Below are 23,392 nucleotides of genomic sequence, written 5' to 3' on the forward strand. Positions count from 1 at the left end.
AAGGGCCCCACGCGGGGCCCTTTTTCTTTCGTGCTTCCTGCGCAGCGCGGCCGCTCGCTAGGTGCTTCCCGCTTGCACCAAGCGCGCTGGCGACAGCATCTCCGCACTCAGCCCGAAGTCAGCCAGCCGCTGCGGCAGCGCCAATCCCCGCGCCAGGGCCGCGCAGGCTTCGCCCATCGCGGCGCAGGTCTGGATGCCGTAGCCGCCCTGGCCGGCGAGCCAGAAGAAGCCGGGCGCCTGGGTATCGAAACCGCCGACCAGGCCGCCGTCGGCGACGAAGGAGCGCAGCCCGGCCCAGGTGTGGCTGGGCCGGCGGATGGTCAGCGTGGTGGCCTCCTCGATGCGATGGATGGCCAGCGCGATATCGAGCTCCTCGGGCTGTACATCCTGCGGTGCTACCGGGTCGGCATTGGCCGGTGAGCCGAGCAGCAAGCCTGCGTCGGGTTTGAAGTACCAGTCCTCGTCGGCGCCGAACACCAGCGGCCAGGCGTGCGTGTCGATGCCGGCCGGCGGCGCGAACATAAAGGCCGAGCGGCGCCGTGGCTCCAGCCCTATGGGCCGCACGCCGGCCAGGCCGGCGATCACATCGGCCCAGGCACCGGCCGCATTGATCAGCACTGGTGCCTGATAGACGGCCGTGCCGGCCTGCACGCGCCAGTCGGCGCCGTGTCGCTCGATCGCCGAGACCTCGGCATTGCAGACCAGGCTGCCGCCGGCGCGGCGCAGCTCGCGCAGAAAACCCTGGTGCAGCGCATGCACATCCATGTCCACCGCCTCGGGCTCGTGGATCGCACCGAGCAGCCGCTCGCGCCTGAGCACCGGCACCATCGCGCAGGCTTCGTCGGCCGAAAGCCGGTGCGCATTCGGGGTGATTGCGCGCAGCACCTCCCAGTGGCGCTCGTAGGCCTCGCGCTGCGCCTCGGTGGCGACGAAGAGCGCGCCGCGCGGCGTCAGCAGCGGATGCTCGGAATAGCCGGCCGGCGCTTGTTCGAAGAAGCTGCGGCTGGCGCGGGTCAGCGCGCGCACCTGGGTGTTGCCATAGCTCTCCATGAAGAGCGCGGCCGAGCGGCCAGTGGCGTGATAGCCGGGCTGGCTCTCGCGCTCCAGCACGATGGTGCGCGCATGCGGCGCCAGCCAACGTGCTACCGAGGCGCCGGCGATGCCACCGCCGATGACCAGGCAGTCGGCTGAAATGATGTCGGGCTTGTGGCTCATGCGGATATCGGGTCGGTGGCGGCGGTGAAGTCGTGCGGGTCGGCCACGCGGGGCCAGTAATCGAGCTCGCGCACCCGGTAGGGCAGGGCGGCAAAGTCCATGCTGATCGCGCCGGGTGTCGTCACATATAGGATATCCCGGGCCAGCGGCGCGAACTGGGCATGGAAGTGCTGGGTGGACTTGACCACGATCAGGCGCTTGCGCGCCAGATCGATGCCCAGGCCGGTGAAGACCATGGGCGAGAAGGTCTGGCTGCGCACGCTGACCAGCACGATGTCCAGCCCGTTCGCCGCCTGCACCCAGACGCTGGGGCCTAGCGGCGCGATCTCGTCGTTCGAGTTCAGGCCGATCTGCACGTGCTGGTCCAGCACCGCCTTGACGACGACCTCCAGGTCCACCGGCTGACCCGAGGCTGGGCCGCACTTGCCGCCGATGCGCAGCGCGATGCAGGCGCCGACACCGGCATCGCGGCAGAGCTGGATTGCGCCCAGATCCCAGAAGGCGCCGATCGCCACGTCCTGAGCGCCGCGCGCCAGCAAGGCCTGCAGGATGAACGTGCTGTCGCTCATCGCGCCGCCGCCGGCGTTGTCGGCGATGTCGGCAATGACGACCGGGCCGCCCGCTGTCTGCGCGGCGCGGTCCAGCGCCGCGTCAATCTCCAGCATCGGCGTCACGGTCTGCTCGCGCAGCGCCCAGAACTCGCGGCCCAGCTGCTCGGCCATCGCGCTGGCCAGGCGCGCGTCGTCGTCGGTGATGACCCACAGCCGCGCCCCCGACTCGGGCACATCGCCCCAGGGAAAGCCATGGCCGAGCGAGACCGAGAGCACGCCCGGCTGGCGCTCGACCGCCTGCATACGACGCACAAAGCCGGCCATGGGTTCGCGCGTGGTGTGCCACAGGCCTACCATCTTGCAATCGAACATCGCGGTGCTGGGCCGGACCTTGCCGGCCGCCGTGTCCAGCACGATGCGCAGCAGCTCCTCGAGCCGGGGCAGCGCGTCGATATGCGGATATTCCTTGTAGGCGACGATGGCATCGGCCGAGCGCTGCATCAGCACGGTGGTGTGGCAGTGCAGGTCCAGCTCGACTCCGATGGGCACGGCCGGCCCGACGATGGCGCGCACCCGCGCGATCAGATCGCCCTCGCAGTCCTCATAGCCCTCGGCCACCATCGCGCCGTGCAGCACCAGGATCACGCCATCGACCGGCAGGGCCGCCCGCAGATCGCTCAGGATCTCGTCGCGCAGGCCCTCGTAGACCGCGCGCACCGTGCGGCCCAGCGGCTGGGCGAAGGCACTGAGGCTCTCGACCAGCGTATGGCCCTGGTCGGCCAGCAGCCGGCGCAGGTCGGCCATAGGCGCGCCTATGCCTTGCGGATCGCGCCGGCTCCCATCGCCATGGAAGATGCCGTATGCCTCAAAGCCGCCCCAGCCGGTCGGCGCCGCCGCATAGGTATTGGTCTCGGTGGCCAAGAAGGCGCCGAAGATCTTCTTGCTGCTCATGCGGTGTGCTCCTCGCGGATGAAGCGCAGGCGCCGCAGCCGCGGCGCATCCAGGCGCAGGCCGCTGACGCGGCCGGCCGCGCGATCGATATTGATGATGCCGGCGCCGCCCATGCCGGCGAACAACGCATCGGCCGGCATGGCCAGCAGCACGTCCGGCGACAGCGGCTGCAGGCGGTAGGCGCTGTGGCCGTGCCGGCCCTGCAGGCGCACGATGATCTGCAAGGCCTCGCCTTCGCCCTCGATCTCAACGTGAGCGTCGATCTGCAGATCCGGCACGCGGTAGCGGCCGGCCAGGGCCGGCGCCAGTGCAGCGCTGATAGGTGCCACATCGGGCAGGCGCTCGCAGCGCAGCAGATGGCCGCCGTCGTTGAGGGTCAGGATGTCGGGCGCGGTTGTGCCGCCAAGCTCCTCGAGCGCGAAGCCCAGCGGGTTCAGCGCGCTGTCCTCGCAGGGCAGCAGGGCCTCGTTGCCGATCTGGCGCAACGGCATGCCGCGGCTGCCCATCCAATTGAGCGCGAGCTTGCCGCCGGCGTCCTCGAAGCCGAAAACAGCACCGGTCGAGGCCGCGTGATAGCGCTGCCCCAGCAGCGCCGCATGGGCGGCAGCCGGCACAGGGGCGGGCGGCGCGACGAGGGCCTCGCCGAGCAGCGCGTCGATGATCTGAAAGCCCAGCGCCACCGGCGAGATGGGGGCGCCATTGACCATGATCATGATGTCCAGCTGATGGGCCGGCACCGTGATCATCTGCGAGGTGGCACCGAGCACCGCGCCCGCATGATGGATCACCTCGACGCCGCGGTAGTCGTGGCGCATCAGGCCCAGCGCATAGGGCAGACGCATGCCGGTTGACAGCTGCGGCAGCGCAATCATCTGGGCCCAGCTGGCCGCGCTGCCGACCGTCTTCTTCGGGCTGCGCAGATGGGCCAGCCAGCACAGCATGTCGTCAATGGTCGAGACCAGGGAGCCGCTGCCGCGCAGCTCGCCCGGGTAGATGCCGCGCTGCAGCCCGCCGCCAGCGGCCGCCGGCTGGGCCTGGTATTGCATGGCCATGCCGGCTCGGATCTCGAGGTCGCTGGTCAGCGACTCGGTGTCATGCATGCCCAGCGGCGTGAAGATGCGCTCGCGCATGAAGTCCTCGAAGCGCTGGCCGCTCAGGCGCTCGATCACGCGGGCCAGCAGCTGGTAGCCGGTGTTTGAATAGATCATGCGCGTGCCCGGCTCGAAGTTGAGCTCGCGGTTGGGCTCATGCAGCGGCTTGGACCAGTCCGCCTTGGGCAGTATGGCCAGGCCTTGGGCGACGGCGGCCAGGTCCGTGCGCCAACCGCCCGTGTGATGCATCAGCTGGCGCAGGGTCGGTCCGGCCGGGTGCAGCAGCGGCAATTCAGGCAGGTGCCGGTAGACCAGGTCATCGATGTCCAGCAGCCCATCCTCGGCCAGCAGCAGCACGGCCAGGCAGGTGAACTGCTTGCTGGTGGATGCAATGCGCACACGCGTGTGCGGCGACATCGCGACACTTTGCTCGATGCTGGCCAGGCCGACGCCACGGCGGTAGACGGTCCGGCCCGCGCGCGCGATGCCCACAACCAGGCCCGGCGCATCGCTGCGATTGAAGGGCTGCAGCAGGGCGTCGACGGCCGCCAGGCCGGTCGGGGAAGGGGATGAGTCGCTAGAGGTCATGGCGTGATCGCAGTGGAGGGAAGGTGGGTGGGCCTTCTGTAGAGACGAGCGGGCCACTGCTTTCCGGCATGCTGTCTTCTGCGGCCTAGGTGTTTACGCTGGGAACGATGAAATTGCTACCGGAATATGACGAGCGGCCCGTCTTCGTTGGATAGCAGTTCATCGTTTCCAACCAAGGAATTCCAATGAAGAAAAGCGTGCGTGGCCGGACTCTCCGTCATCTGGCCCTGGTGTGTACTCTGGCGATCGCCGCCACGGCCCATGGGCAGAGCCGCGAGTTCGACGTCGCTGCCGGTGATCTGAAGGCCGCCCTCGATGCCTATATCGCGCAGGCCGGCGTGCAACTGCTCTACAAGGTCGACGACATCAAGGGCCTGTCGACCAAGGGTCTGAAGGGCAAGCTCTCGCCCGAGGACGCGCTGGCCCGCCTGCTCGACGGCACGCGGCTGAAGGTGCGGCGCGACGAGAGCGGCGCCATCGTGCTCTACAGCACGCCGCCCGATGAGCCCAAGCCGCGCGCCGATGTGTCGACGCTGGACACGGTCATGGTCAGCGCCTCGCGCCGCCGTGAGCCGGTGCGCGAGGTGCCGCTGAAGGTCGACGTGCTGCAGACCGAGGCGCTGGAGCGCGGCGGTGCGCGCGAGCTGGGCGACTATGTGGCCGGCCAACCCGGCGTCACGCTGACGCATGGCGGCGCTTTTGCTGGCGCCTTGAGCATCCGCGGCCTGGCGACCGCCTCGGTCGGAGCTGCCTCGGTCGGGGTCTATGTTGACGATGTCGCCACCGGCTCCAGCGCGCCCTATGGCCTGGGGGCAGTCACGCCGCTGGACATGGGCCTGCTGGATCTGCACCACATCGAGATCCTGCGCGGACCGCAAGGCACTTTGTACGGCGCCGGCGCGATGGGCGGCCTGATCAAGTACGTGACCAACGAGCCCGATACCGGCGAGTTCTCCGGCAGCGCCAGGCTCGCGCTGAGCTCCACCCAGTACGGCGGCATGGGCCACACGGTCAATGGCGTGGTCAATGTACCGATCAAGCAGGACATGGCGGCCGTGCGCGTCGCGGCCTACAGCACGCGCTTCGGCGGCTATGACGACACCATCGGCGTGGCGGCCGAGAAGAATGTCAACCGCGGCACCACCACCGGCGCGCGCATCTCGGCGCTGCTGACGCCGAGCCGCAACTTGTCGATGCGGCTGACGCTGACCTCGCAGGAGGCCAAGCGCGTCGGCCACGACTACGAGGACCTGAATCTCGTCACCGGGCAGCCGGTGCTGGGCGAGCGCCTGCGCCGGCTCGGCGCCCGTGAGCCCAGCAGCGTGCGCACCGATCTGCTCGGCATGGACATCGAATACAACATGGGCTGGGCCCGGCTCAATGCCATCACCTCGGTGCAGGATGTGAAGCTGCATGGGCAGCAGGATGCCTCCTCGCTGCTGCTGCCCGTGCTGGTCGGCGCCGGCGTCCCGGCCACCTCGGTCTGGGCTGACAGCCGCGGTGAGCAGCACCGGGTCAGCCAGGAGTTCCGGCTGACCTCGAGCGCCTCGCGCGATCTCGAATGGCTGGCCGGTCTCTACATCAACCGCGAGCGCTCCAGCATCGACGGCGGCTTCGGCTATGCGACCGCCAGCGGCCCCGGAACGCTCAATCTCTACCAGACCAGCAAGCCCGCCACCTACCGCGATCTCGCGCTCTACGGCGATGTGACCTGGCATGCCACGCCCGCGCTGGCGCTGACCGGCGGCGTGCGTGTCGGCCGCATGGAGCAGCGCTTTACCAATACTTCCGCAGGCCTGCTGGCCGGCGGTACTTCGACCAATGGCGGCGAGTCCGAGGAGACCGCCACCACCTGGCTGGCCACCGCCGGCTACAAGCTCGACCCGCTGAGCTCGGCCTATCTGCGCGTCGCCAGTGGCTATCGGCCCGGCGGGCCGAACGGCCTGCTGCCGACGACTTCGCCTTCCGTCAAGCCGATGTTCAAGTCCGACTCGCTGTGGAGCTATGAGGCCGGCTACAAGGCCACGTTGCTGGACCGCCGCCTGATGGTCGAGGCCGCCGTCTATGACATCGAGTGGAGCGATATCCAGCAGACGATGAAAGACGGTGTCTTCGGCTTCTTCACCAATGCCGGCAAGGCGCGTATCCGGGGCGCAGAGCTGGGCCTGATCTGGCTGCCCAGCGCGGGCTGGCGGCTCGACGGCTCCCTGTCCCTGATCGATGCCAAGCTGCGCACCGATGCCCAGGGCCTCGGCGGCCGGGCCGGCGATAAGCTGCCCAACACCGCCCGCGTCTCCGCCTCCGTGTCCGCCACGCGCGACTTCGAGCTCGCGGGCCGCCCGGCCTATCTGGGTCTGAATGCCCGCCATGTCGGCGAACGCAATGCCGGATTTCCCGGCAGCACGCTCGCACGCGACTATCTGCTGCCGTCCTACAGCGTGTACGGCCTGCAGGCAGGCATCGACTTCGAGCGCTTCAAGCTCTCCGCCTATGTGCGCAATCTGAGCAACAGCCGCGGCCTGGCGGCGGTCGCCGTCGACTCGGCGATCGCAGGCAAGGCCGTCGTGGTCGAGCCCCGCACCCTCGGCGTTGCCGTCAACGTCCCCTTCTGACCATGGCCCTCTTCACTCAGACCGCCGCAGCCCCGGCGGCTTCCTCCTCGCACGCCCCTGCACCGGCGGCCCGGCGCGCCGGCGCGGCCTCCTGGTACACGCTGGCGGTGCTGCTGATCGCGACCATTCTCGGCTCGATCGACGGCATGCTGGTGACCTTGCTGACCGAGCCGATGCGCGTGAGCCTGTCGCTATCGGACACCCAGATCGGCATGCTCAAGGGCGCCGGTCTGGTGCTGTTCTCCGGGCTGGCGACCTTTCCGCTGGGCTGGCTCGGCGACCGCTTCGACCGCCGCCTCGTGCTGGCCGCCTGCGTGCTGGTCTGGAGCGCGGCGACCGGCCTGCGCGGCACCGCGATGGACTACGGCATGCTGTTCGTCGCGTCGATCGGGCTGGGCGTCGGCGAGGCCGGGCTCGGGCCTCTCACCAACAGCCTGATCCCCGATCTGTTCCCGCGCGCGCAGCGGGTGCTGGCGAACGCGATCTTCGGCATCGCGGCGCTCTTTGGTGGTGCGCTCGGCGCCATCGTGGGTGGCAGCATCGTGCAGGCAATCGAGAAGTCGCACCACCTGCTGCCGGTCGCGCTGCAGGCCTATGAGACCTGGCGCCTGACCTTTTTTGCGATGGCCATCGTCGGTGCGCCGGTGATGCTGCTGGTGCTGACGATACGCAGCGCACGCGGCGCCGCCGCGGTCGGCTATGAGCCGCCTCCGCCGGGCGTCGATGTCACTGCGCAGGCCGGCATCAGCTTTGGCGACTATCTGCGCGCCCATTGGCGCACGCTGGCCTGCCTGGTGACCGCTTCCGGCCTGGCCTCGGTGGGCCTGAGCTCGATCGGCAGCTGGATCCCCATCGTTGCGGCACGCCAGTTCGGCGTTCAGCCGGCGCAGCTGGGGCAGGGCATCGGCGTGGCGGTGATGGTCGGCACGGTGCTGGGCGGCGTGCTGGGCGTCAATGCGATGCGGGTGGCACGGCGCCGCGTGGGCCTGGCCGCACCGGTGCGTGTGATGACGCTGGGCTACGCCGCCGCCGGGCTGATCTCGATTGCGCTGCTGTTTGTGCGCTCGGCCAGTGATGTGTTCGTGCTGCTGGCCATGCTGCTGGTGCCGCTGATCTGCGGCGCGGTGGTGTTGCCCAATGTGCTGCAGGAGGTCGCGCCGGCCCATCTGCGGGCGCGCGTGGTCGGGGTGCTGTCGATAGCCGGCCTGCCCTTTGCGGTGCTGGGGCCGCTGGCCATCGGCATGGTCTCGGATGCCGTCAAGCACATCCCCAATGGCCTGGCCATGGCCATCGTCGCCGCCACGATGACCGGCTGCCTGCTGGGCGCCGCCCTGCTGCGCGCCACCGAACCCGCATTCGTGCGCCTGATCAAGACCGTCAACCCGGGCATCTGAGCCCTCCAGCCATGTCTACTCTCACTAGCGATCCCCTCGCAGCGACCGCCGCGATTGATGCCCTTCTCCAGCCGCTGTGTCGCGGCGACGCGCCCGGCATGGTGGTTGGCATCCACCAGCAAGGCCTGCTGCGCTACCGCCGCGGCTTCGGTCTGGCCAGCCTGGAACAGGGCGTAGCGAACACGCCGCACACCCGCATGCGCCTGGCCTCGACCAGCAAGCATTTCACCGCGCTGGCCATTCTGTTACTGGCCGAGGACGGCCGCCTACAGATCGACGATGCGGTGCAGCAGCATCTGCCCGAGCTGCCCAGGCTCGGCGCCGAAGGCCCGACGCTGCGCCAGCTGATGGCGCATACCGGCGGCTGGCGCGGCCATGATGAGCTCTGGACCTGGGCCAATGGACTGAACCTGCAGCCGACCGGCAGCAGCCTGGCGCTGATGGCGCGGCAAAGCGAGCTCAATTTCGAGCCTGGCACCCGCATGATCTACAGCAATGGCGGCTACCGCCTGCTGGCGCTGACGGTCGAACGTGTCAGCGGGCTGAGCTTTGCCGAGTTCCTGCGCACGCGCATCTTCGAGCCGCTTGGCATGCTGGACAGCGAGTCCATCCCGAGCGTGCTCGATGTGCGAGGCGGCCTGGCGGGGCTGTACATGCCGGTGCCGGGCGCCGCGCCGGATGCGCGCGCGCAATGGACCCGTGCGCTCTACCCGACCGAATTCGAGGGCAGCGGCTCGCTGGTCTCGACGGTGGACGATATGCTGACCTGGCTGGCCCACCTGCGCAGCGAGAAGAAGACGGTCGGCAGCGCGCAGAGCTGGGCGCAGATGCTGGCGCCCAACACCTTGGCTTCGGGCGAGGTCTCGCCCTATGGCTTCGGCCTGGTCTGCCATCCTTACCGGGGCGTCGAGGTCATCCACCACAACGGTGCCATCCTCGGCGGCGGTTCCCAGATGATCACCGTGCCCGCGCATGGCCTGGACATCACGATCATGACCAATGGCCTGGCCGCCGCCCCCGCCGCGATCGCCCTCAAGCTGATCGATCTGCTGCTGGCCGATCAGCTGCTGCAAAGCGCCGAGGCGGCGGTGCCGCGGGTCGCGGCCAGCGCCTTCCCCGGACTGCCCGGCCAGCATTACCACGAGCCCGAGAGCGGCTGCCTGATGCGCTTCGGCGAGGTGGCCGGCATGCTGGGCCTGTCCGTGCATGGCAGCGCGGTGCTGCCGCTGCGCAAACGCGGCGCGAGCAGCGCCTGGCTGGGCGTCATGGACATGGGGACCAGCGCCTTCGAGGTCGAGCTGGCCGGCGCGGATTCCGCGCAGGCCCCCGATACCTTGGAGGTGCGCGACGGCGGCCGGGTGCAGCGCTTCAGGCGTCTGGCCGAGGCCGCGCCCGAGTCGTCCGTGCTGGCGCCGCAGCTGGTGGGCCGCTACCGCAGCGCCGACCTCGATGCCGACGCGCAGATCGCCATCGAGGGCGCGATGCTGACGCTCACCGTGCAAGGCCGGCATGGACAGCTGCGCTTTCGCCTGCAGCCCGTCTCGGAGGATGTGCTGTTCATCGTTCCGACCGACCCGCTGCTGGCCGCGCTCGCCAACAGCAATGTCGTCAACCTCGACCGCGCCGGCGCCCGGGTGGTCGGCCTGCGGATCGACAGCGTCCGCACCCGCCATATGCGCTTCACACGCTTGGACCAGTAAGGAAATCCCGCCACCATGAAGTTCTTCACCGCCTTTCTCGCCACCGAGACCAATACCTTTGCCGCCTCGCCGACCGGCTGGGGCTGCTTCCGGGAGTACGGCATCTTTCGCGGCGATGCCAGCACGCGCGACCCGCAGGGCTTCGGCCTCTACCCGCTGATGCTGCGCCGCTGGCTGGCCGAGCAGGGCCACGAACTGGTCGAAAGCACGACCGCCTTCGCGATGCCGCTGGGCCGCACGGTGCGCGCGGTCTACGAGCGCCTGCGCGACGAGATTCTGGCCGATCTGCAGGCGGCCCATGCGGCGGGGCCGCTGGACGGCGTGATCCTGGTGCTGCACGGCGCGATGGTGGCCGACGGCTATGACGATTGCGAGGGCGATCTGATCGAGCGGGCCCGTGCCATCGTCGGGCCTACCGTGCCCATCGGCGTGGAGCTGGACCTGCACTGCCACTACACCCCGCTGATGCAGCGCTCGGCCGACGTGATCGTGGCCTACAAGGAGTATCCGCACACCGATGCGCTGCCGCGCCTGCGCGAGGTGCTCGACATTGTGCTCAAGGCGGCACAGGGCCTTGTCAAGCCGAGCACGGCCGTGTTCGACTGCAAGATGGTGGGCCTGTGGCACACGACGCGCGAACCCATGGCCGGCTTTGTGCGGCGCATGCAGGCCGTCGAGCAGCAGCCCGGCGTGCTGTCGGTCTCGCTGGGCCATGGCTTCCCCTGGGCCGATGTGGCCGAGGGCGGCGCCAAGCTCTGGGTGACCACCGACAACGATGCGGCGCTGGCGGCCGCACTGGCCGAGGAACTGGGCCGCGAGTTCTGGTCGCTGCGCGAGCAGACCCGCACGCCGAACCTGAGTGTCGGCGACGCGCTGGTGCAGGCGCAGGCAGTGCAGGGCGGTCCCGTGGTGCTGGCCGATGTGGCCGACAACGCCGGCGGCGGCGCGATGAGCGATAGCACATTCATCCTGCGCGAGGTGCTGGCGCAGGGCATAGCCGATGTCGCGATCGGCGGCTTCTGGGATCTGGGCGCGGTGCAGATCTGCAGCGATGCCGGCGTCGGCGCGCACGTGGATCTGCGCCTGGGCGGCAAGGGCGGCCCGGCTTCGGGCGAACCGCTCGATCTGAGCGTGACGGTGATGGCGGTAGTCGAGGACTTCTATCAACCCGGTCTGAATGGCGCCGACGACCGCATGGCGCTCGGGCGCAGCGTCTGGGTCCGGCTCGCTGGGGGCATCGACATCGCGCTGATCAGCAAGCGCAGCCAGGTGCTCGACCCCCAGCTCTTCACCGGCCTGGGCATAGTGCTCGGCAACAAGAAGCTGATCGTCGTCAAATCGGCCCAGCACTTCCATGCGCGCTTCGCGCCGCTGGCCAAGGCGGTCTTCTATGTCAGCACGCCCGGCACGGTGAACACCGACTTCGCCCGCCTGCCCTACCGCGTGCGCAGCCTGGACTACTGGCCGCGGGTGGCCGACCCGCACTGGGTCGCGCCAGCGGCGCAGCCCCCGGGCCGGCTCTACGAGATCGACGGTCTGCGCCTGCATCTGCATCTGAGCGGCCCCGCGCCCACCGACCCGCGCCAGCCCACCATCGTGATCGAATCGGGCGCCGGCACCGTCTCGCCGGTCTACGCGCGCCTGCAGCGCACACTGGCCCGCAAGTACCCGGTCTGCAGCTATGACCGACCGGGCCTGGGCTGGAGCCAACCCGATGCGCAGCCGCTGGACGCCGAGCGCAATGCGCGCCGCCTGAATGCGCTGCTGGCAGCGGCTGGCGTGCGCGGCCCGCTGCTCTTCATCGGCCACTCGCTGGGCGGCCTCTTGATGCGCGTCTACACCGGCCTCTACCCCGAGCAGGTGGCTGGCCTGATGATGCTGGACGCCAGCCACCCGGACCAGTTCGCGCTCTACAACGAGGCGCCCACCGCGCAGATGGCCGCCGAGCGCGCGAAGCGCGTCAAGCTGCGCGCCGGCGGCCCGCCGCCGCCGGAGTTCGCGATGATCGATGCGGTGTGTGCCGATATGCCCGAGGTCGCCGAGCAGGTGAAGTCCACCGTCACGCCCGAGGCGGTGGACGCGATGCTCTACGAGGTGCTGGGCTTGCAGCAGGTCGGGCGCCAGGCGGCGGCCGCACCCGATCTGGGCGATCGCCCGCTGTCAGTGCTGTGGGCGCCCAAGCCGCCGGCGCCGACCGGCATCGAGGGCCTGGACACGGTCTACCAGCGCTGGCCGGGCTATCAGCAGGCGCATGCGGCCTTGTCGACGCGTGGCCGCGTCCGCGAGCTGGCCGGTTCCGAGCACATGAGCATTGCGGTGCTGCCGCCTTTTGTTGCCCAGGTTGCCGAGGAGATCGATGCGCTGATGGCGCAGATCGCGTCGGACCCGGGCCGGCGGATGGAGCGCTGATGGCCGCGCTGCATGAGCTGAGCGCCGAGGCGCAGTGCGCGGCGCTGCAGCGTCGCGAGATCTCTTCCACCGAGCTGGTGGCCCACTACCTGGCGCGCATCGAGCGCCATGGCGCGGCGCTCGGCGCCTTCGTGACTGTGTTCGCCGAGCAGGCGATGGATGCGGCGCGGCGGGCGGACGCGCAAGCACCCTCGGGCCTGCTGCATGGCCTGCCGCTGCCGCTGAAAGATCTGCATCCGACCGCCGGCTTTCCGACCTCGCTGGGCAGCGCGGCAATCGCCGGCTGGGTGCCCGAGCAGGATGGCGGCGTCGTCGGCCGGCTGCGCCAGGCCGGCATCATCCTGATTGGCAAGACCCATGCGCCCGAGTTCGGCCCCTGCTGCTATACCGAGACGCAGCTGGCCTCACCGGCGCTGAGCCCGTATGGCGAAGGACTGTCGGCCAGCGGATCGAGCGGCGGTGCGGCGGCTGCGGTGGCGGCCGGTCTGGCGCCTATGGCCCATGCCAGCGATGGCCTGGGCTCGACGCGCACGCCGGCGTCGAACTGCGGCCTGGTCGGTATCAAGCCCAGCCGCGGTCGCATCCCCTCGGTGCTGCCGGCCTGGTACCAGCTCGGCAGCGAAGGGCCGGTGGCCCGGACGGTCGGCGATGCGGCGCTGTTCCTCGATGCAGTCGGCCCCATCGGCCCCGGCGAGCTGTGGCGCCAGGCGCCCTGGGCAGTCGATGCCCACCGGGTGGCCGCCCGCAACCCGCCGCAAGGCCGCCTGCGCATCGGCTTGCTGACAGACCCCGGCAGCGACGAGGCCACGGTCCATGCCGATTGTTTGCAGGCCTGCGCCGAGGCCGCACAGGCACTGGAGGCGATGGGGCACGAGATCGTGACTGTGCAGCTGCCGCCGGCACTGCGCATCTGGGCCTTGATGGAGCCGCTGTGCGATGTGATCGGCGTGAGCTTGAGCCTGCATGTGCAGGCCCAGGTGAGCGAGGAACGCCGCTCGGCACTGATGCCTTACACGCGCTGGTACATCGAGAACGCCGAGGCGACCACCGGCAAGCGCTATGCCCAGTCGATGATGCGTCTGGCGGCTGCGGCCAGCGCCTGGCTGAAGTGGCAGTCTGGCGCCGATGTGCTGCTCACGCCCACCAGCAGCGCGCCTGCCCTGCCCAGCGGTGCGCTGCGCCTGGATGACGGTCGCGCATCGAGCGAAGCCATGCTGCGCTGGAGCGCCTTCACACCCTGGGCCAATCTCAGCGGCGCGCCCGCCATCAGCCTGCCGGTCCATCAGACGGCATCGGGCCTGCCGGTCGGCGTGCAGCTGATGGCCATGCCCGGCCAGGATGAGCTGTTGCTGGGCCTGGCCGGCGCGCTGGAGCAGGTCTTCGCGTGGCAGCAGCGTCATCCGCAGGTATGGTCGCGCTAGCGAGTGACGGTGATGCAGGCTCGGTTGGGTTTGCTTGCATCGGTACTGAACTCCAGCCTTCGTAGAGCAGAATTTAGTTCAAGTCATGACGCTATCTACGCCAGACGCCTAGCGCGGCGGAAGCAGCGACTTGCTGATTCGGTGAGATGGTGTAGATATGTTGTCAAAAATCGTTGTGATTGCAATGATCTCTGCATAAATTGCTGTCACGAGAAGCAAGCCAGTTTTACCTTGCTCTGCCGGCTCTCAGCCGCCAGTGAACAATAGGGGGGCGGGTGCGCCTCGGTCTGTCAACGCGACGCTCGCAAGTTTTGTAGCCGATCGAAGGTCATAGTTCAGCAGCTTCAAGAATGCACGCTGATTCTTCACCAACCCTTCAACGAGTTGCTGCTCCGCGCTTGTCTCGACCGGCAGCCATTGCGCTGTGACTGTCATCAGACTCAGCTCGACAAGATGAGGCAGGCCCGCGCCACTGATCATCAGCGTCGCGATCATGAGCAGGCGGATGCTGTCTGAACCACTCCACAGCTCAAGTTCTTTTGCGAAGCGCTGCGGCAAATGGCGGTAGAGAGAATCGTCCATGGCGAAGGCGACATCGGGTACATGCTTGATGACGACCTTGTGGCCGAGCCTGGCCGGCGCAATCTCTTTGACCTCGGCGATCAGCAGGAGCAGCCGCTGACGACCGTCTTCACGCCCACCGGCGCAGCCCCACATGTCCCTGCGTCGGGCGATGATCGCGTCCCTGTGCTCGACAGAGAAGGGCTCTGGCACATAGAGCCTGGTCGCCAGAGCTTCGCCGCAGGTGAACATCTGCTCGGCCGCCTGCAGCAACTGGCGACGTACCGCGCCCCAGGAGCGCCGCCCCTCAAAGCCAGGGTGCCAGCGCTTCAGTTCGGCCTGGTCCCACAGGTAATGCAGCAGCCCGCGCAACGAGAGCCGGGTGACCATGCTCGAAGCGGTGCCGGAGGGCGATCTGGACGGGGCAGGCGTGGTTCGTGCTGGGCGCTTGGATAGCGAGAAGCCGACCCTCAAGGTCGTCATGCCGGTGTTGGGGTCCTCCTTGATCGCGCTGCGGAGCAGGTGTTGCAGTCCGGAGATCTCGGCGGGCGCTTCAAAGGAGGTGCAATCCGGCGAATGTCGGCCTCCGGTCTCGGGCATCCGTTTGACGATGTAGCCGTCAGCCAGTCGAGCGACATACATCTCGATGCCTTCGGGACAACAGAGGCATCGGGGCCGTCGCCGCCTGCTGTACGCCTGCGCGATGGCCTCGGCAAAGCCTGGAGAGGAAGGCGTGAGCAGTGTTCCTTCGATGTCCAGGGTGGGCACGCGTTGATCGCTGGCGAAGGCAATCATGGCTGCGCTTACCGGGTACGCGTCGGAGCGACTCGGTCCTGCCCCCGGTTGAAATCGGGTGCCGGAGGAGGGATCTGCATTTTCCGTTCTGCGCTCCTGTCATAGACCTTAATCTTCGGCATGGTGGCGCTGCGAGCCAACTGCTCTGTCGCGGCAGCCAGCACCGCCTGGCGCTTGGCCTGCGGCACCTTCTTTGCGATCAGTACAGCGTCGATGGCGGCGACGACGGCCTTGCGGCCACCGCTCCGAGCCGATGATTTTTCATGGGGGGCCGTGGCGTCGCTGCTGCCGAGATCGCGCGTCGGCTCGATGCGGTTGGTCTGCCTGTCCTCGCGCTCGCGCCTGAGCAACTCCAGATCGGCGGGGTTGGGTTCATAGCCAATGGCTTTCACGCTGCGCATGGTGGCCTCCAGCCAGACCAAGCGCCGGAAGTCCTTGGCGCCTGAGACGCGCAGGCCCTTCCAGTCACGGACCTGTGCCAGGTCCAGCATCGAACGCGCCACAGACGGGCTGTTGCTGTCGGTCGCCAGCAGAAAGGTCGATTCGGTGAATGCGACCCGTGAGCTGTCCCCCCGAAAGCGGTATTCCGTGCTGCCGATCTTCAAGTCGCCGACCATCACCGGCGCATGCTTGACTACGTAGCGCTGCGCCAGCGCACTCTCGATGCGAGCGACCATGGCGGCTGGCTCGGCCTGAGCATCGATCTTCGCAATGGCTTTGGCCGTCGCCTTGTCTGGCGCCTGGGGATTGCTTGCAGCGGGTCCGGCCACTGAGCCTGCGGATCGGTCGGCCAGGTCGGGTATGTCGTCTCGCGTGGTCATCGGATCCGAGGGAAACCTGGGCAAGGCGGGCAGCGGCGCGCCGCGATGCCATTCGCCGTTGATCTTCTGGACCGGCGTGCGCAAGCCGCCTGCGTCGATGGCGGTGAAGCGGCTGGCGCCCAACTGTTCGGCCCTGGCGCTCATCTCGTCGAAGCTTGTCGCACGGTAAGTGACGTCAAAGAAGGGATCGCGAAGCTCGAAGCGCTCGAGGGGTTCGGGATGCGATGCCTGGATTCGCGCCTTGGTAAGCGCCGCACGGTTGGCAGGCTCGACGGTGCCGCCACTATTCGGCTTGGCGCGATGGTTCGAGGAATGGTCTTCGTCCATGATGAACTCTCTCTTATGCTGTTCATCGCGCTGAGAGGGTGGTCGGCGCGGCTGCGGCCAGCGCCACCGGCATGGCGCGGTAGATCTCGATTTCGACGCGACGGTTCAGCGCGCGGCCACTCGCGCTTAGGTTGTCCCCCGCGTGGTCGCCGATGGCTTGATAGGTCGCCCTGATCTGTGTGGGGTTCACGCCCGCCGCCACCAGGTAGTCGCGCACCGCTGCGGCACGAGCCCGCGCAATATTGCTCTCGGCTGGTGTTTCTTTGTGCCCATCGGTGCGACCGCGCAGCAGGATCAGCGGAGCGGATTTCGCCTCTTTGACCAGTTCGCTTGAGATGTTTGGCGGGATGTCGACTCGGGCGCTGCCGTAGTCGAAGCGCACGCTGAAGACGCGGTTGGGCTCGGTCTGCGTCGCCTGCGTCCGCACATCCAGGTCGATCACCGCCTTCTGAAGCGCCGCGATATTGGCCTGAGTGACGGCATGGGCCTCGGCGACGCGCCCGGAGTCTGTGGCCCGCAGGTGCGTGTTCTGGAGATCGTTCTTGCACACTTGCAACTCCACGGCCATGGCCGTGTTCGCGGGTCGCTTGCGTGATTCGTCCACCGAGGGTGGTTTGGGCGGTGCGCTGCAGGATGCCACCAGCACTAGCCAGGGCAGCAAGGGCGTGAGCAGGATCGTTGGTCGCATGGTCGTCTCCCTTCAGAGCTGTGTGAGGTCGGGTGCTCGGTCTGCTTGCGGTTCGGGGCTTGTGATCAGGCCACCGCCCTCTTCGGCCATCGGCTCGATCGTGCCGCCAGTGCTTGACGCCTCGGGCGTTGCCGGGGTGAAGAACTTGATCAGCGCTGCGGCTATTTGCTCAGGCGGCAGATCGAAGTCAGTGGGCAACTGCGAAATGTCGTAAGCCAGTGAATCGATGCCGAGCTTCTCGCCGGGCGCCAGTTCATCGGGCGCATAACGCCAGCGCTGCTGGACCTGGGCGAGGTGGCAGTCCATGTCCATACGAGGCACCTCAGGCGCTGGCCGCAGGCGCTTGCGGAACGCCGCGTCACGGTGGTAGCGGATCTTCTCGCCAAGAATGGGCTTGCAGTCCTCCATGATCACCACCAGGCGCTCGCTTCCCAGCTCCTTGAACTCCTGCGGCAAGAGCAGGGCGCGCCGCTGATCACTGTCGTTGCGGCTGACGGTCGAGCTGCCTTGGCTGTTGAAGGATCTGCTGCGACCCCTGGAGGTTGCCTGTTCGGTGAAGCTGCCCAGCATCTCGCTGTATTCGTTCGCGTCGCGTTGCTCCCGAGGTGCAAACAGGATCTGCAGGCCGTGGTTGGTGGCGAAGGTCCGTGCCTCCTTCTCGCCGTACACCGCGTCGAGCTGGGACATGGCCTGCACCACGCTCAGCAGGCGCAGGTTGTAGCCGGCAAGGAAGGCCGCCGAGTTCGTGATCGCGGACACGCGCCCCATGGCCGTGAACTCGTCGTTGACCAGCAGGCATTGATAGCGAAGCTCTGAGTTGTGCTCCGGCAGTTGCTGGGTGTTGAGGCTGACCAGCTGTGAAAAGAAGAGACACAGCAGGGGTCGCGCGTTGGCCAGGCGATGCGGCGGAATGCGAACATAGACGGACATGCGCTGGCGGCGCACATCCGCCAAGCTGAAGTCGTCGGCACTGGTGGCGGCGTCGACGATGGCGTCCGCGAAGATGGTCAGCGGCGCCACGAAGGTGGCCACGATGCTGGACATGGTGTTGTCGGAGTTGGAGAGCAGGCGCTGCAGGGCATCTCTGCATTCGTCAGACAGGGGCTTCTCCAACTTGCGGCGATGCACCATCAAGGCGGCCAGGTGCTCTCGCAGCGATCGGCCCTTGCCAGAGGATTGCCGCAGCATCTCGCCGATGCTGCGGGGGAGGTCTGGGGTTTCGAGCAGCAGCAGCCCCAGGCCGAGAAACAGATTGCGAGCCTGGTCGTTGAAGAAGGCCTCGGACGAGCTGCCACTGCCGTCGTTCGGAAAAAACACCTGCCCGATGTTCAACAGATCGCCCACCCGGTGCAACTCACTCGTCCGCACCGCCGTCAAGGGGTTCCAGCGGTGGCTGCGCGCGTCGTCATCAAAGGGCGAGAACGCATACACCGGCTGGCTGCAGGCACACCGATAGCCGGCCGTGATCGCGTAGTTCTCGCCCTTGATGTCCAGCACGACGACCGAGTCGGGCCAGTTCAGCAGATTTGGGATGACGACGCCCACGCCCTTGCCACTGCGTGTCGGTGCGGACAGCATCACTGACAGCTGTCCCGGCAAGGAGAGGAACTTGCCATGGTGCCGTCCAACGAGAATGCCCGGCCCCTGCGCGCCGGTCAGACCCGCAAGGCGCACCTCGGCCGCCGTGGCAAACCGGGCACTGCCGTGAAGCGGGCGGCGCTGATGGCTTGCCGCGACCAGTGCCAGCGGCAGAACCACCAACAAGCCGCCTGCGGATACGCCGGCGGCCGCCAGGAGCTTCTTTCGTAGCGGCGGATCGTCGGCGTAGAGCTGCCAGTACTGGACGATGCTGGTGAACCTGGCCTGCGCCGGGTTCGCCTTGGCCAGCAGCAGGAACAGGGCGCCGGACAGGTACAGGGCCGCGCAGCCCAGGACCGCATACGCGGCCAGTGCGAATAGCCCGGCACAGATCTTTCGGCCAGTTGACCAGGCGGAGGAGGGCAGGGCTCCCGGCCTGTTCATGGTGTGGTTCCCGGTCGGTCGCGCTGCCGCGTCAGCCGGCGTGCGCGGGGCTCGTAGTGGATCTCGGAGATGAAGCGTCCCCGCTCGTCCCGGTCGAACTGCACAATGACGTCTATCACCAGGCAGAGCAGCCGTTTGACTTCGTCCATGGTCATGCCACCGCCGGCACCCGACTCGCGGATCATCAGCGCCATCTGTTCGATGGCCAGCGTGCAGCTGCCGGCGTGGACGCTGGTGATGCTGCCGGGGTGGCCCGAGGCGGCCAGACGGACGAACTGGAAGCACTCTTCGCCGCGGACTTCCGCCAGGAAGATGCGGTCCGGTCTCATGCGCAGACAAGCCTCCTCCAGCAGCGATCTGGCCGTCACGCGGGCAGTGCCTTGGTCGCCCTTGCTGTAGAACAGGTGAACGACGTTCGGGTGGTGGGGCAGGGTGAGTTCGGCCGTGTCCTGGATCGTGATCAGGCGCTCCTGCTGGGGGACCTCCTCGATCAGACCTTTCATGAAGGTTGTCTTGCCCGAGCCGGTACGGCCGCTGACGACGATGGTCTGGCGCTTTTGGACGGCGAGCCGCAGGAAGTTGGCGTAGCGATGCGCTTCCTTGAGCTGGATCAGCTCGGCCTCAAAGGGTTGGATCTCGCCGCCGACCGTCTCCGCACAGACCGTGCGTTCGAACAGCCCTTCTTGCTCGAAGGCTTGCAGGCCCTTGATCAGTGATGCCGGCTTGCGCAAGGTGATCGAGACCGTGCCGCGCGGCACGGCCGGCGGGATGACGAACTGCACGCGCTCGCCGGACGGCAGCGTGGCCGACAACAGCGGCCGCTCCTGGTTGATCTGCTGATCGCAGAAGGTGGCCACCGCGGTTGCCAGCGACAGGCAGCGCTCGATCGTCATGTCCGGCGCGGCCACCGACCGCCATCCGTCCGTTCGCTCCACGAGCAGCTCGCCGGGGCGGTTCATACAGATTTCCAGCACGCCCGGCTCGTCCAGCTGTTCGCGTAGCGGGCGCAGAAACTCGACGACCGATGTCGCATCTCCCTGCCATTCGGATGCACCGCCAGCACCCTTGGGCAGAACGTGAGGCTGAAGTTCGGCCATGGCGTCAGGGCCGAGTTGGGCCGGTGGGCTCAAGCGCATAGACGCTGGAGAAGTCGACATCTCGTGCGACATAGATGCCGACGATGCCGCCCTGGTTCTGATAGATCAGCGGCGGGATGTTGATGGTGCTGTCCAGCACCTTCTCGGCCAGCTTGCTGCTGTTGGCCGTGGTGGACGGCAGCACGATGGTGTCGCCCTGGTGGTCCTTGGTCTGCTCTTGAATGATGAGCTTCACCGAGTCGTCAATCAGCGAGAGCAGCATGGCAGCGCCAATCCGTTCGCTCCAGCGCTTGTCGACATGACCGTCGATGCCCGATTCGCCGAGCGGGCCGGTCGCCGGTGAATCGATGTCCACGGTCACGCCGAGCGGCGTGCGCACACGCGTCCACAACACGGGGATGCGCACCATGCCCGGACGCACCGTGGTGACACGGTACTCGCCGTCCAGGTGGGAGCCCCGCTCGATCAGCAGCACGCGGCCGTCGTCGCCGTACACATGGCGCTGAACCATGCACCCGATCATGCCGGAGCTCGCTGTGACCACCCGGCTCTTCAGGGCGCAGGTGAATGAGGTGCCCTTGGGCAAGGTCAAGCTGCGGTGGCCGAGCTGCTTCGCCATCTTCTTCGGCGTCACGGAACCGAGGAGCTGGCCGCCGAACAGACCGGTGGATGGGGGTGATCCGAGTGCTGTTGACGAGGGTGATCCGGACGGTGGCGAGGCCGGCAAGCTGCTTCCGCTCTGGGCCTGGTCGGCTGTTCGGGTCAGGTTGTCCAGGAGGCCTTGAAGCTGCTGCTGATAGCGCTGGAGATTGCGGGATGTGGCCGACAGCGGATCCTGCGGATTGCCCGTGTCGGGGTCTGTCGCATCGCCGTGTCCACGCGCCTCGATCGCAGGCGGCGCGGCGCCCATGGTCGCCACCTTGCTGGGCCGGGTGCTGACGAGGAGTACGGGCGCATCTTCCGGCGAGATCGGCTTGCCGCCGGGCGCAGTCGTTGCGGTCGATCCCGTGCGGCGCACGCCGATCGGCTCGGCCAGTTCATCTTCGGTCGGCACCAGCGCAGGCACTTTCTGCGCTGGCGGGGCTGAGTCCTGCGTCTTCACCGTCCCTGCTGTCGCTGACGCTGCGTTCGCCAAGTCGAGCCTGCGGGGCTCGGTGGTTGCCGCAGCCGGTTTGTCGCGGACCAGTCTGCCGTCGTCCGCGCCGGATTTCGTGGCGCTGGCCGTGCAGCGCTGAATGGCGACGGCCGACGCGATCACTGAGCTGCTGACGAGCAGCACGACCGCCAGGACCCCCTTCCAGGACACCGGCTGCCGCTGCTGGGCCGCGACGTTTGGAAGTCCTGCTTCTCCAGGCAGAGGGGTGAAGGTCCTCCCTTCCGAGCCGGGAGGCTTCGCGGTTCCAGCGTCACCATCGATGCGTGATGATTCTTCGGTCATGGGGCACCTCCGGTGTGATCGGACCGAGGGTCTGCTTGGCCTACCGGCCTCAGCACTCGGCGCAGCCCTGGCACCGTCGTTGCCTGCTCGGGCGGCACGCCATCGAGATCGAAGGCCTCGTTCCAAAGCCCTACGACGGCGGCGCCAGCGCGCAGCATGAGCCGGCGGCTGACCCGGTCGACCACCAGCAGATCGTCCTCCATGCGTGCATTGACGAGCGTCTCGCTGCCGTCGCCCAGCACGTGGAACACCGCCGGAACTTCGCGGTTCCCCGGGAATCTCAGGTAGGTGAAGCGGCCGTCATCGAAAACCAGGATCGGCACGATGTCCTGGGAGTCATCGCCTTCGGCCAGGGCGTATTGGGTGTTCCGCACTGCCGGCTTCGCCTGCAGACGCTCTGACACGAGCTGCTCGGCCGAAGGTCGCTGTGGCAGCGGCAGCAGCGGGACGTTCAGCGTTGGCATGGACCGCTGGCTGGCCGAGGGCGCCACGCGGACAGCAGGGGGCGGCGCCTTGACAACCAGGCGGTAGACCGAAGGCCTCGGGTCCTCGTCAGCAAGTACCAGGAACCGGAAGTTGTGAATGCGCCGGTTGCTGACCACCGCGAGCGTGTTCGCTGCGGCCGCCGTGCTCTTGGGTTTGATGAAGACCGTCCGTCCGCCGGCCTGTGCCGCGATGCACCAGGCCGCTTCCGCCTTGGCGCAGTCACCGCCAAGGCCCGCGCCCACCTCGGAGATGGCCTCATCTGCGTCGAGCACCAGCAGGGTCACGACGCCACGCTTCACCGGTACCGTGACGACGGTATTGGGGTCGTAGACGACCTCGCGAAGGCGGGCATCGGTTCCTTGGGGCGAGGCCCCCTGGGCGGTAGCGGCGCTGCCGAGCAGCAGGCCGCAGAACATCGCCAGGCGCGCAGTCGCCTTCATGGCCGGGCTCCTGCGGTGGCGATCTCGGGATCGGACCGGTAGGCGACGACGACGAAGCCGAAGGGGTTCTCGAGTCGGTCCGCTTCCTTGGCGAGGACGCGAGGCTGGTATTGGAAGACGATGCTGGCGACGTGGCGCGTGCTGACGTCCGGCAGATTGCGGTCCGCGACACGCACCAGCTTGTCATAGGTGACCGTGGCCTCGCCCCTGTTCCCGCTGCGGCCTGCGGCAGACAGTCGGACGCTGACGATATTGATGCGCCAGTCCTCGGCTGCGCCGACCTTCTTCTGCAGGGCAGTCTCACCCTCGAACTGGCGGCTGTAGTCGGCAAACACCGCCGGCACGGCCATGCGGGCGACCTGATCGAAGTCGCGCTGCAGGAACATCCAGTTGTAGCCCTCCCGCGCTCGGACGAAGCGGGCCAGGTTGTGTTTGTCCAGCGCCTCCAGCGCGGGCACGGTTTCGAGGCTCAGCCGCTGCTGGATGGTGGTTTCGCCGGTCAACCGGTCGACCACGATGGGGACCTCGACCACCTGCCGCAGCGGGCCTTGCACAAAGACTGTGGCGATCCCGGTCAGTCCGAGCAGCATCCCGGCGCATGCGACCCACCAGGCGCGTCGCTCAGATGACTCGAGCATCAGCGCGCGGTCAATCTCCCAGGCCGCATTGGCGCTGCTCGATTTCGCTGCTTCATCATCACTGTGTTCAATGAGGTCGGGCAATGCGGCGGCGCGACCTGGCATCAGGAATGCACTCATGACGGGTCCTCTCAAGGCCGCACGGTC

15 protein-coding genes and 2 pseudogenes are annotated in these 23,392 nt (G+C 67.8%); 6 read left to right on the forward strand and 11 right to left on the reverse strand.

What is annotated here, in order from left to right; all coding sequences use genetic code 11:
* Positions 1-57 precede the first annotated feature (57 nt).
* From O5M90_RS24145 to O5M90_RS24155, 3 genes are read right to left on the reverse strand one after another with little or no spacing between them, the layout of a single operon-like run.
* Positions 58-1,215, reverse strand: coding sequence for an NAD(P)/FAD-dependent oxidoreductase (locus O5M90_RS24145; protein WP_269837794.1), 1,158 nt, complete (start codon positions 1,213-1,215; stop codon positions 58-60).
* The gene (locus O5M90_RS24150; RefSeq protein WP_269837793.1) at positions 1,212-2,717 is read right to left on the reverse strand and encodes a M81 family metallopeptidase; all 1,506 of its coding nucleotides are present in this window, start codon (positions 2,715-2,717) and stop codon (positions 1,212-1,214) included. The genes O5M90_RS24145 and O5M90_RS24150 overlap by 4 nt, the downstream gene beginning before the upstream one ends.
* The gene (locus O5M90_RS24155) at positions 2,714-4,396 is read right to left on the reverse strand and encodes a serine hydrolase domain-containing protein (RefSeq protein ID WP_269837792.1); all 1,683 of its coding nucleotides are present in this window, start codon (positions 4,394-4,396) and stop codon (positions 2,714-2,716) included. The genes O5M90_RS24150 and O5M90_RS24155 overlap by 4 nt, the downstream gene beginning before the upstream one ends.
* A 185-nt stretch (positions 4,397-4,581) precedes the next feature.
* Here O5M90_RS24155 and O5M90_RS24160 point away from each other — a divergent pair, with 185 nt between their 5' ends.
* The 6 genes and pseudogenes from O5M90_RS24160 (at position 4,582) to O5M90_RS24185 (ending at position 13,932) form a co-directional block, all read left to right on the forward strand.
* Positions 4,582-7,008, forward strand: coding sequence for a TonB-dependent receptor domain-containing protein (locus tag O5M90_RS24160; protein ID WP_269837791.1), 2,427 nt, complete (start codon positions 4,582-4,584; stop codon positions 7,006-7,008).
* Between the two features lie 2 nt (positions 7,009-7,010).
* Complete coding sequence (locus tag O5M90_RS24165) at positions 7,011-8,402, forward strand: MFS transporter (RefSeq protein ID WP_269837790.1); 1,392 nt, start codon at positions 7,011-7,013, stop codon at positions 8,400-8,402.
* Positions 8,403-8,413: 11 nt separating this feature from the next.
* Positions 8,414-10,102, forward strand: coding sequence for a serine hydrolase domain-containing protein (locus O5M90_RS24170; RefSeq protein ID WP_269837789.1), 1,689 nt, complete (start codon positions 8,414-8,416; stop codon positions 10,100-10,102).
* A gap of 15 nt (positions 10,103-10,117) precedes the next feature.
* Positions 10,118-11,578, forward strand: a pseudogene (locus O5M90_RS24175) (M81 family metallopeptidase); the annotation flags it as partial.
* A 123-nt stretch (positions 11,579-11,701) separates the two neighbouring features.
* A pseudogene (locus O5M90_RS24180) lies at positions 11,702-12,511 on the forward strand (alpha/beta fold hydrolase); the annotation flags it as partial.
* Entirely contained in the window at positions 12,511-13,932 is a 1,422-nt protein-coding gene (locus tag O5M90_RS24185; RefSeq protein ID WP_269837787.1) for an amidase, read from the forward strand. The pseudogene O5M90_RS24180 and the gene O5M90_RS24185, both read left to right, overlap by 1 nt.
* Before the next feature lie 246 nt (positions 13,933-14,178).
* Here O5M90_RS24185 and O5M90_RS24190 read toward each other — a convergent pair whose 3' ends face one another.
* Genes O5M90_RS24190 through O5M90_RS24225 form a run of 8 tightly spaced genes read right to left on the reverse strand, consistent with a single transcriptional unit; the run spans position 14,179 to position 23,365 of the window.
* On the reverse strand, positions 14,179-15,288 hold the full coding sequence (locus tag O5M90_RS24190) for a DUF1173 family protein (protein WP_440402397.1): 1,110 nt from the start codon (positions 15,286-15,288) through the stop codon (positions 14,179-14,181).
* Between the two features lie 8 nt (positions 15,289-15,296).
* Positions 15,297-16,436: an LPD7 domain-containing protein gene (locus O5M90_RS24195; protein ID WP_269837785.1), complete on the reverse strand. Its 1,140-nt coding sequence runs from the start codon at positions 16,434-16,436 to the stop codon at positions 15,297-15,299.
* 22 nt (positions 16,437-16,458) lie between these two features.
* Entirely contained in the window at positions 16,459-17,124 is a 666-nt protein-coding gene (locus tag O5M90_RS24200) for an OmpA family protein (RefSeq protein ID WP_269837784.1), read from the reverse strand.
* Between the two features lie 12 nt (positions 17,125-17,136).
* Positions 17,137-19,146, reverse strand: coding sequence for a type IV secretory system conjugative DNA transfer family protein (locus O5M90_RS24205; protein ID WP_269837783.1), 2,010 nt, complete (start codon positions 19,144-19,146; stop codon positions 17,137-17,139).
* Positions 19,143-20,243, reverse strand: coding sequence for a P-type DNA transfer ATPase VirB11 (virB11, locus tag O5M90_RS24210; RefSeq protein ID WP_269837782.1), 1,101 nt, complete (start codon positions 20,241-20,243; stop codon positions 19,143-19,145). Before virB11 ends, O5M90_RS24205 begins: the two co-directional genes overlap by 4 nt.
* Positions 20,244-20,247: 4 nt before the next feature.
* Positions 20,248-21,681 (reverse strand): type IV secretion system protein VirB10, encoded by a 1,434-nt coding sequence (gene virB10, locus O5M90_RS24215; RefSeq protein WP_269837781.1) that lies wholly within the window; start codon positions 21,679-21,681, stop codon positions 20,248-20,250.
* Positions 21,678-22,607 carry a TrbG/VirB9 family P-type conjugative transfer protein gene (locus tag O5M90_RS24220; RefSeq protein WP_269837780.1) on the reverse strand — a complete coding sequence of 310 codons (930 nt, stop codon included), beginning with the start codon at positions 22,605-22,607 and terminating at the stop codon, positions 21,678-21,680. Before O5M90_RS24220 ends, virB10 begins: the two co-directional genes overlap by 4 nt.
* Positions 22,604-23,365 carry a virB8 family protein gene (locus O5M90_RS24225; RefSeq protein ID WP_269837779.1) on the reverse strand — a complete coding sequence of 254 codons (762 nt, stop codon included), beginning with the start codon at positions 23,363-23,365 and terminating at the stop codon, positions 22,604-22,606. The genes O5M90_RS24220 and O5M90_RS24225 overlap by 4 nt, the downstream gene beginning before the upstream one ends.
* Positions 23,366-23,392: the final 27 nt, after the last annotated feature.

The organism is Paucibacter sp. M5-1 (genome assembly GCF_027498415.2).
In the GTDB taxonomy this organism is placed as follows: domain Bacteria; phylum Pseudomonadota; class Gammaproteobacteria; order Burkholderiales; family Burkholderiaceae_C; genus Roseateles_E.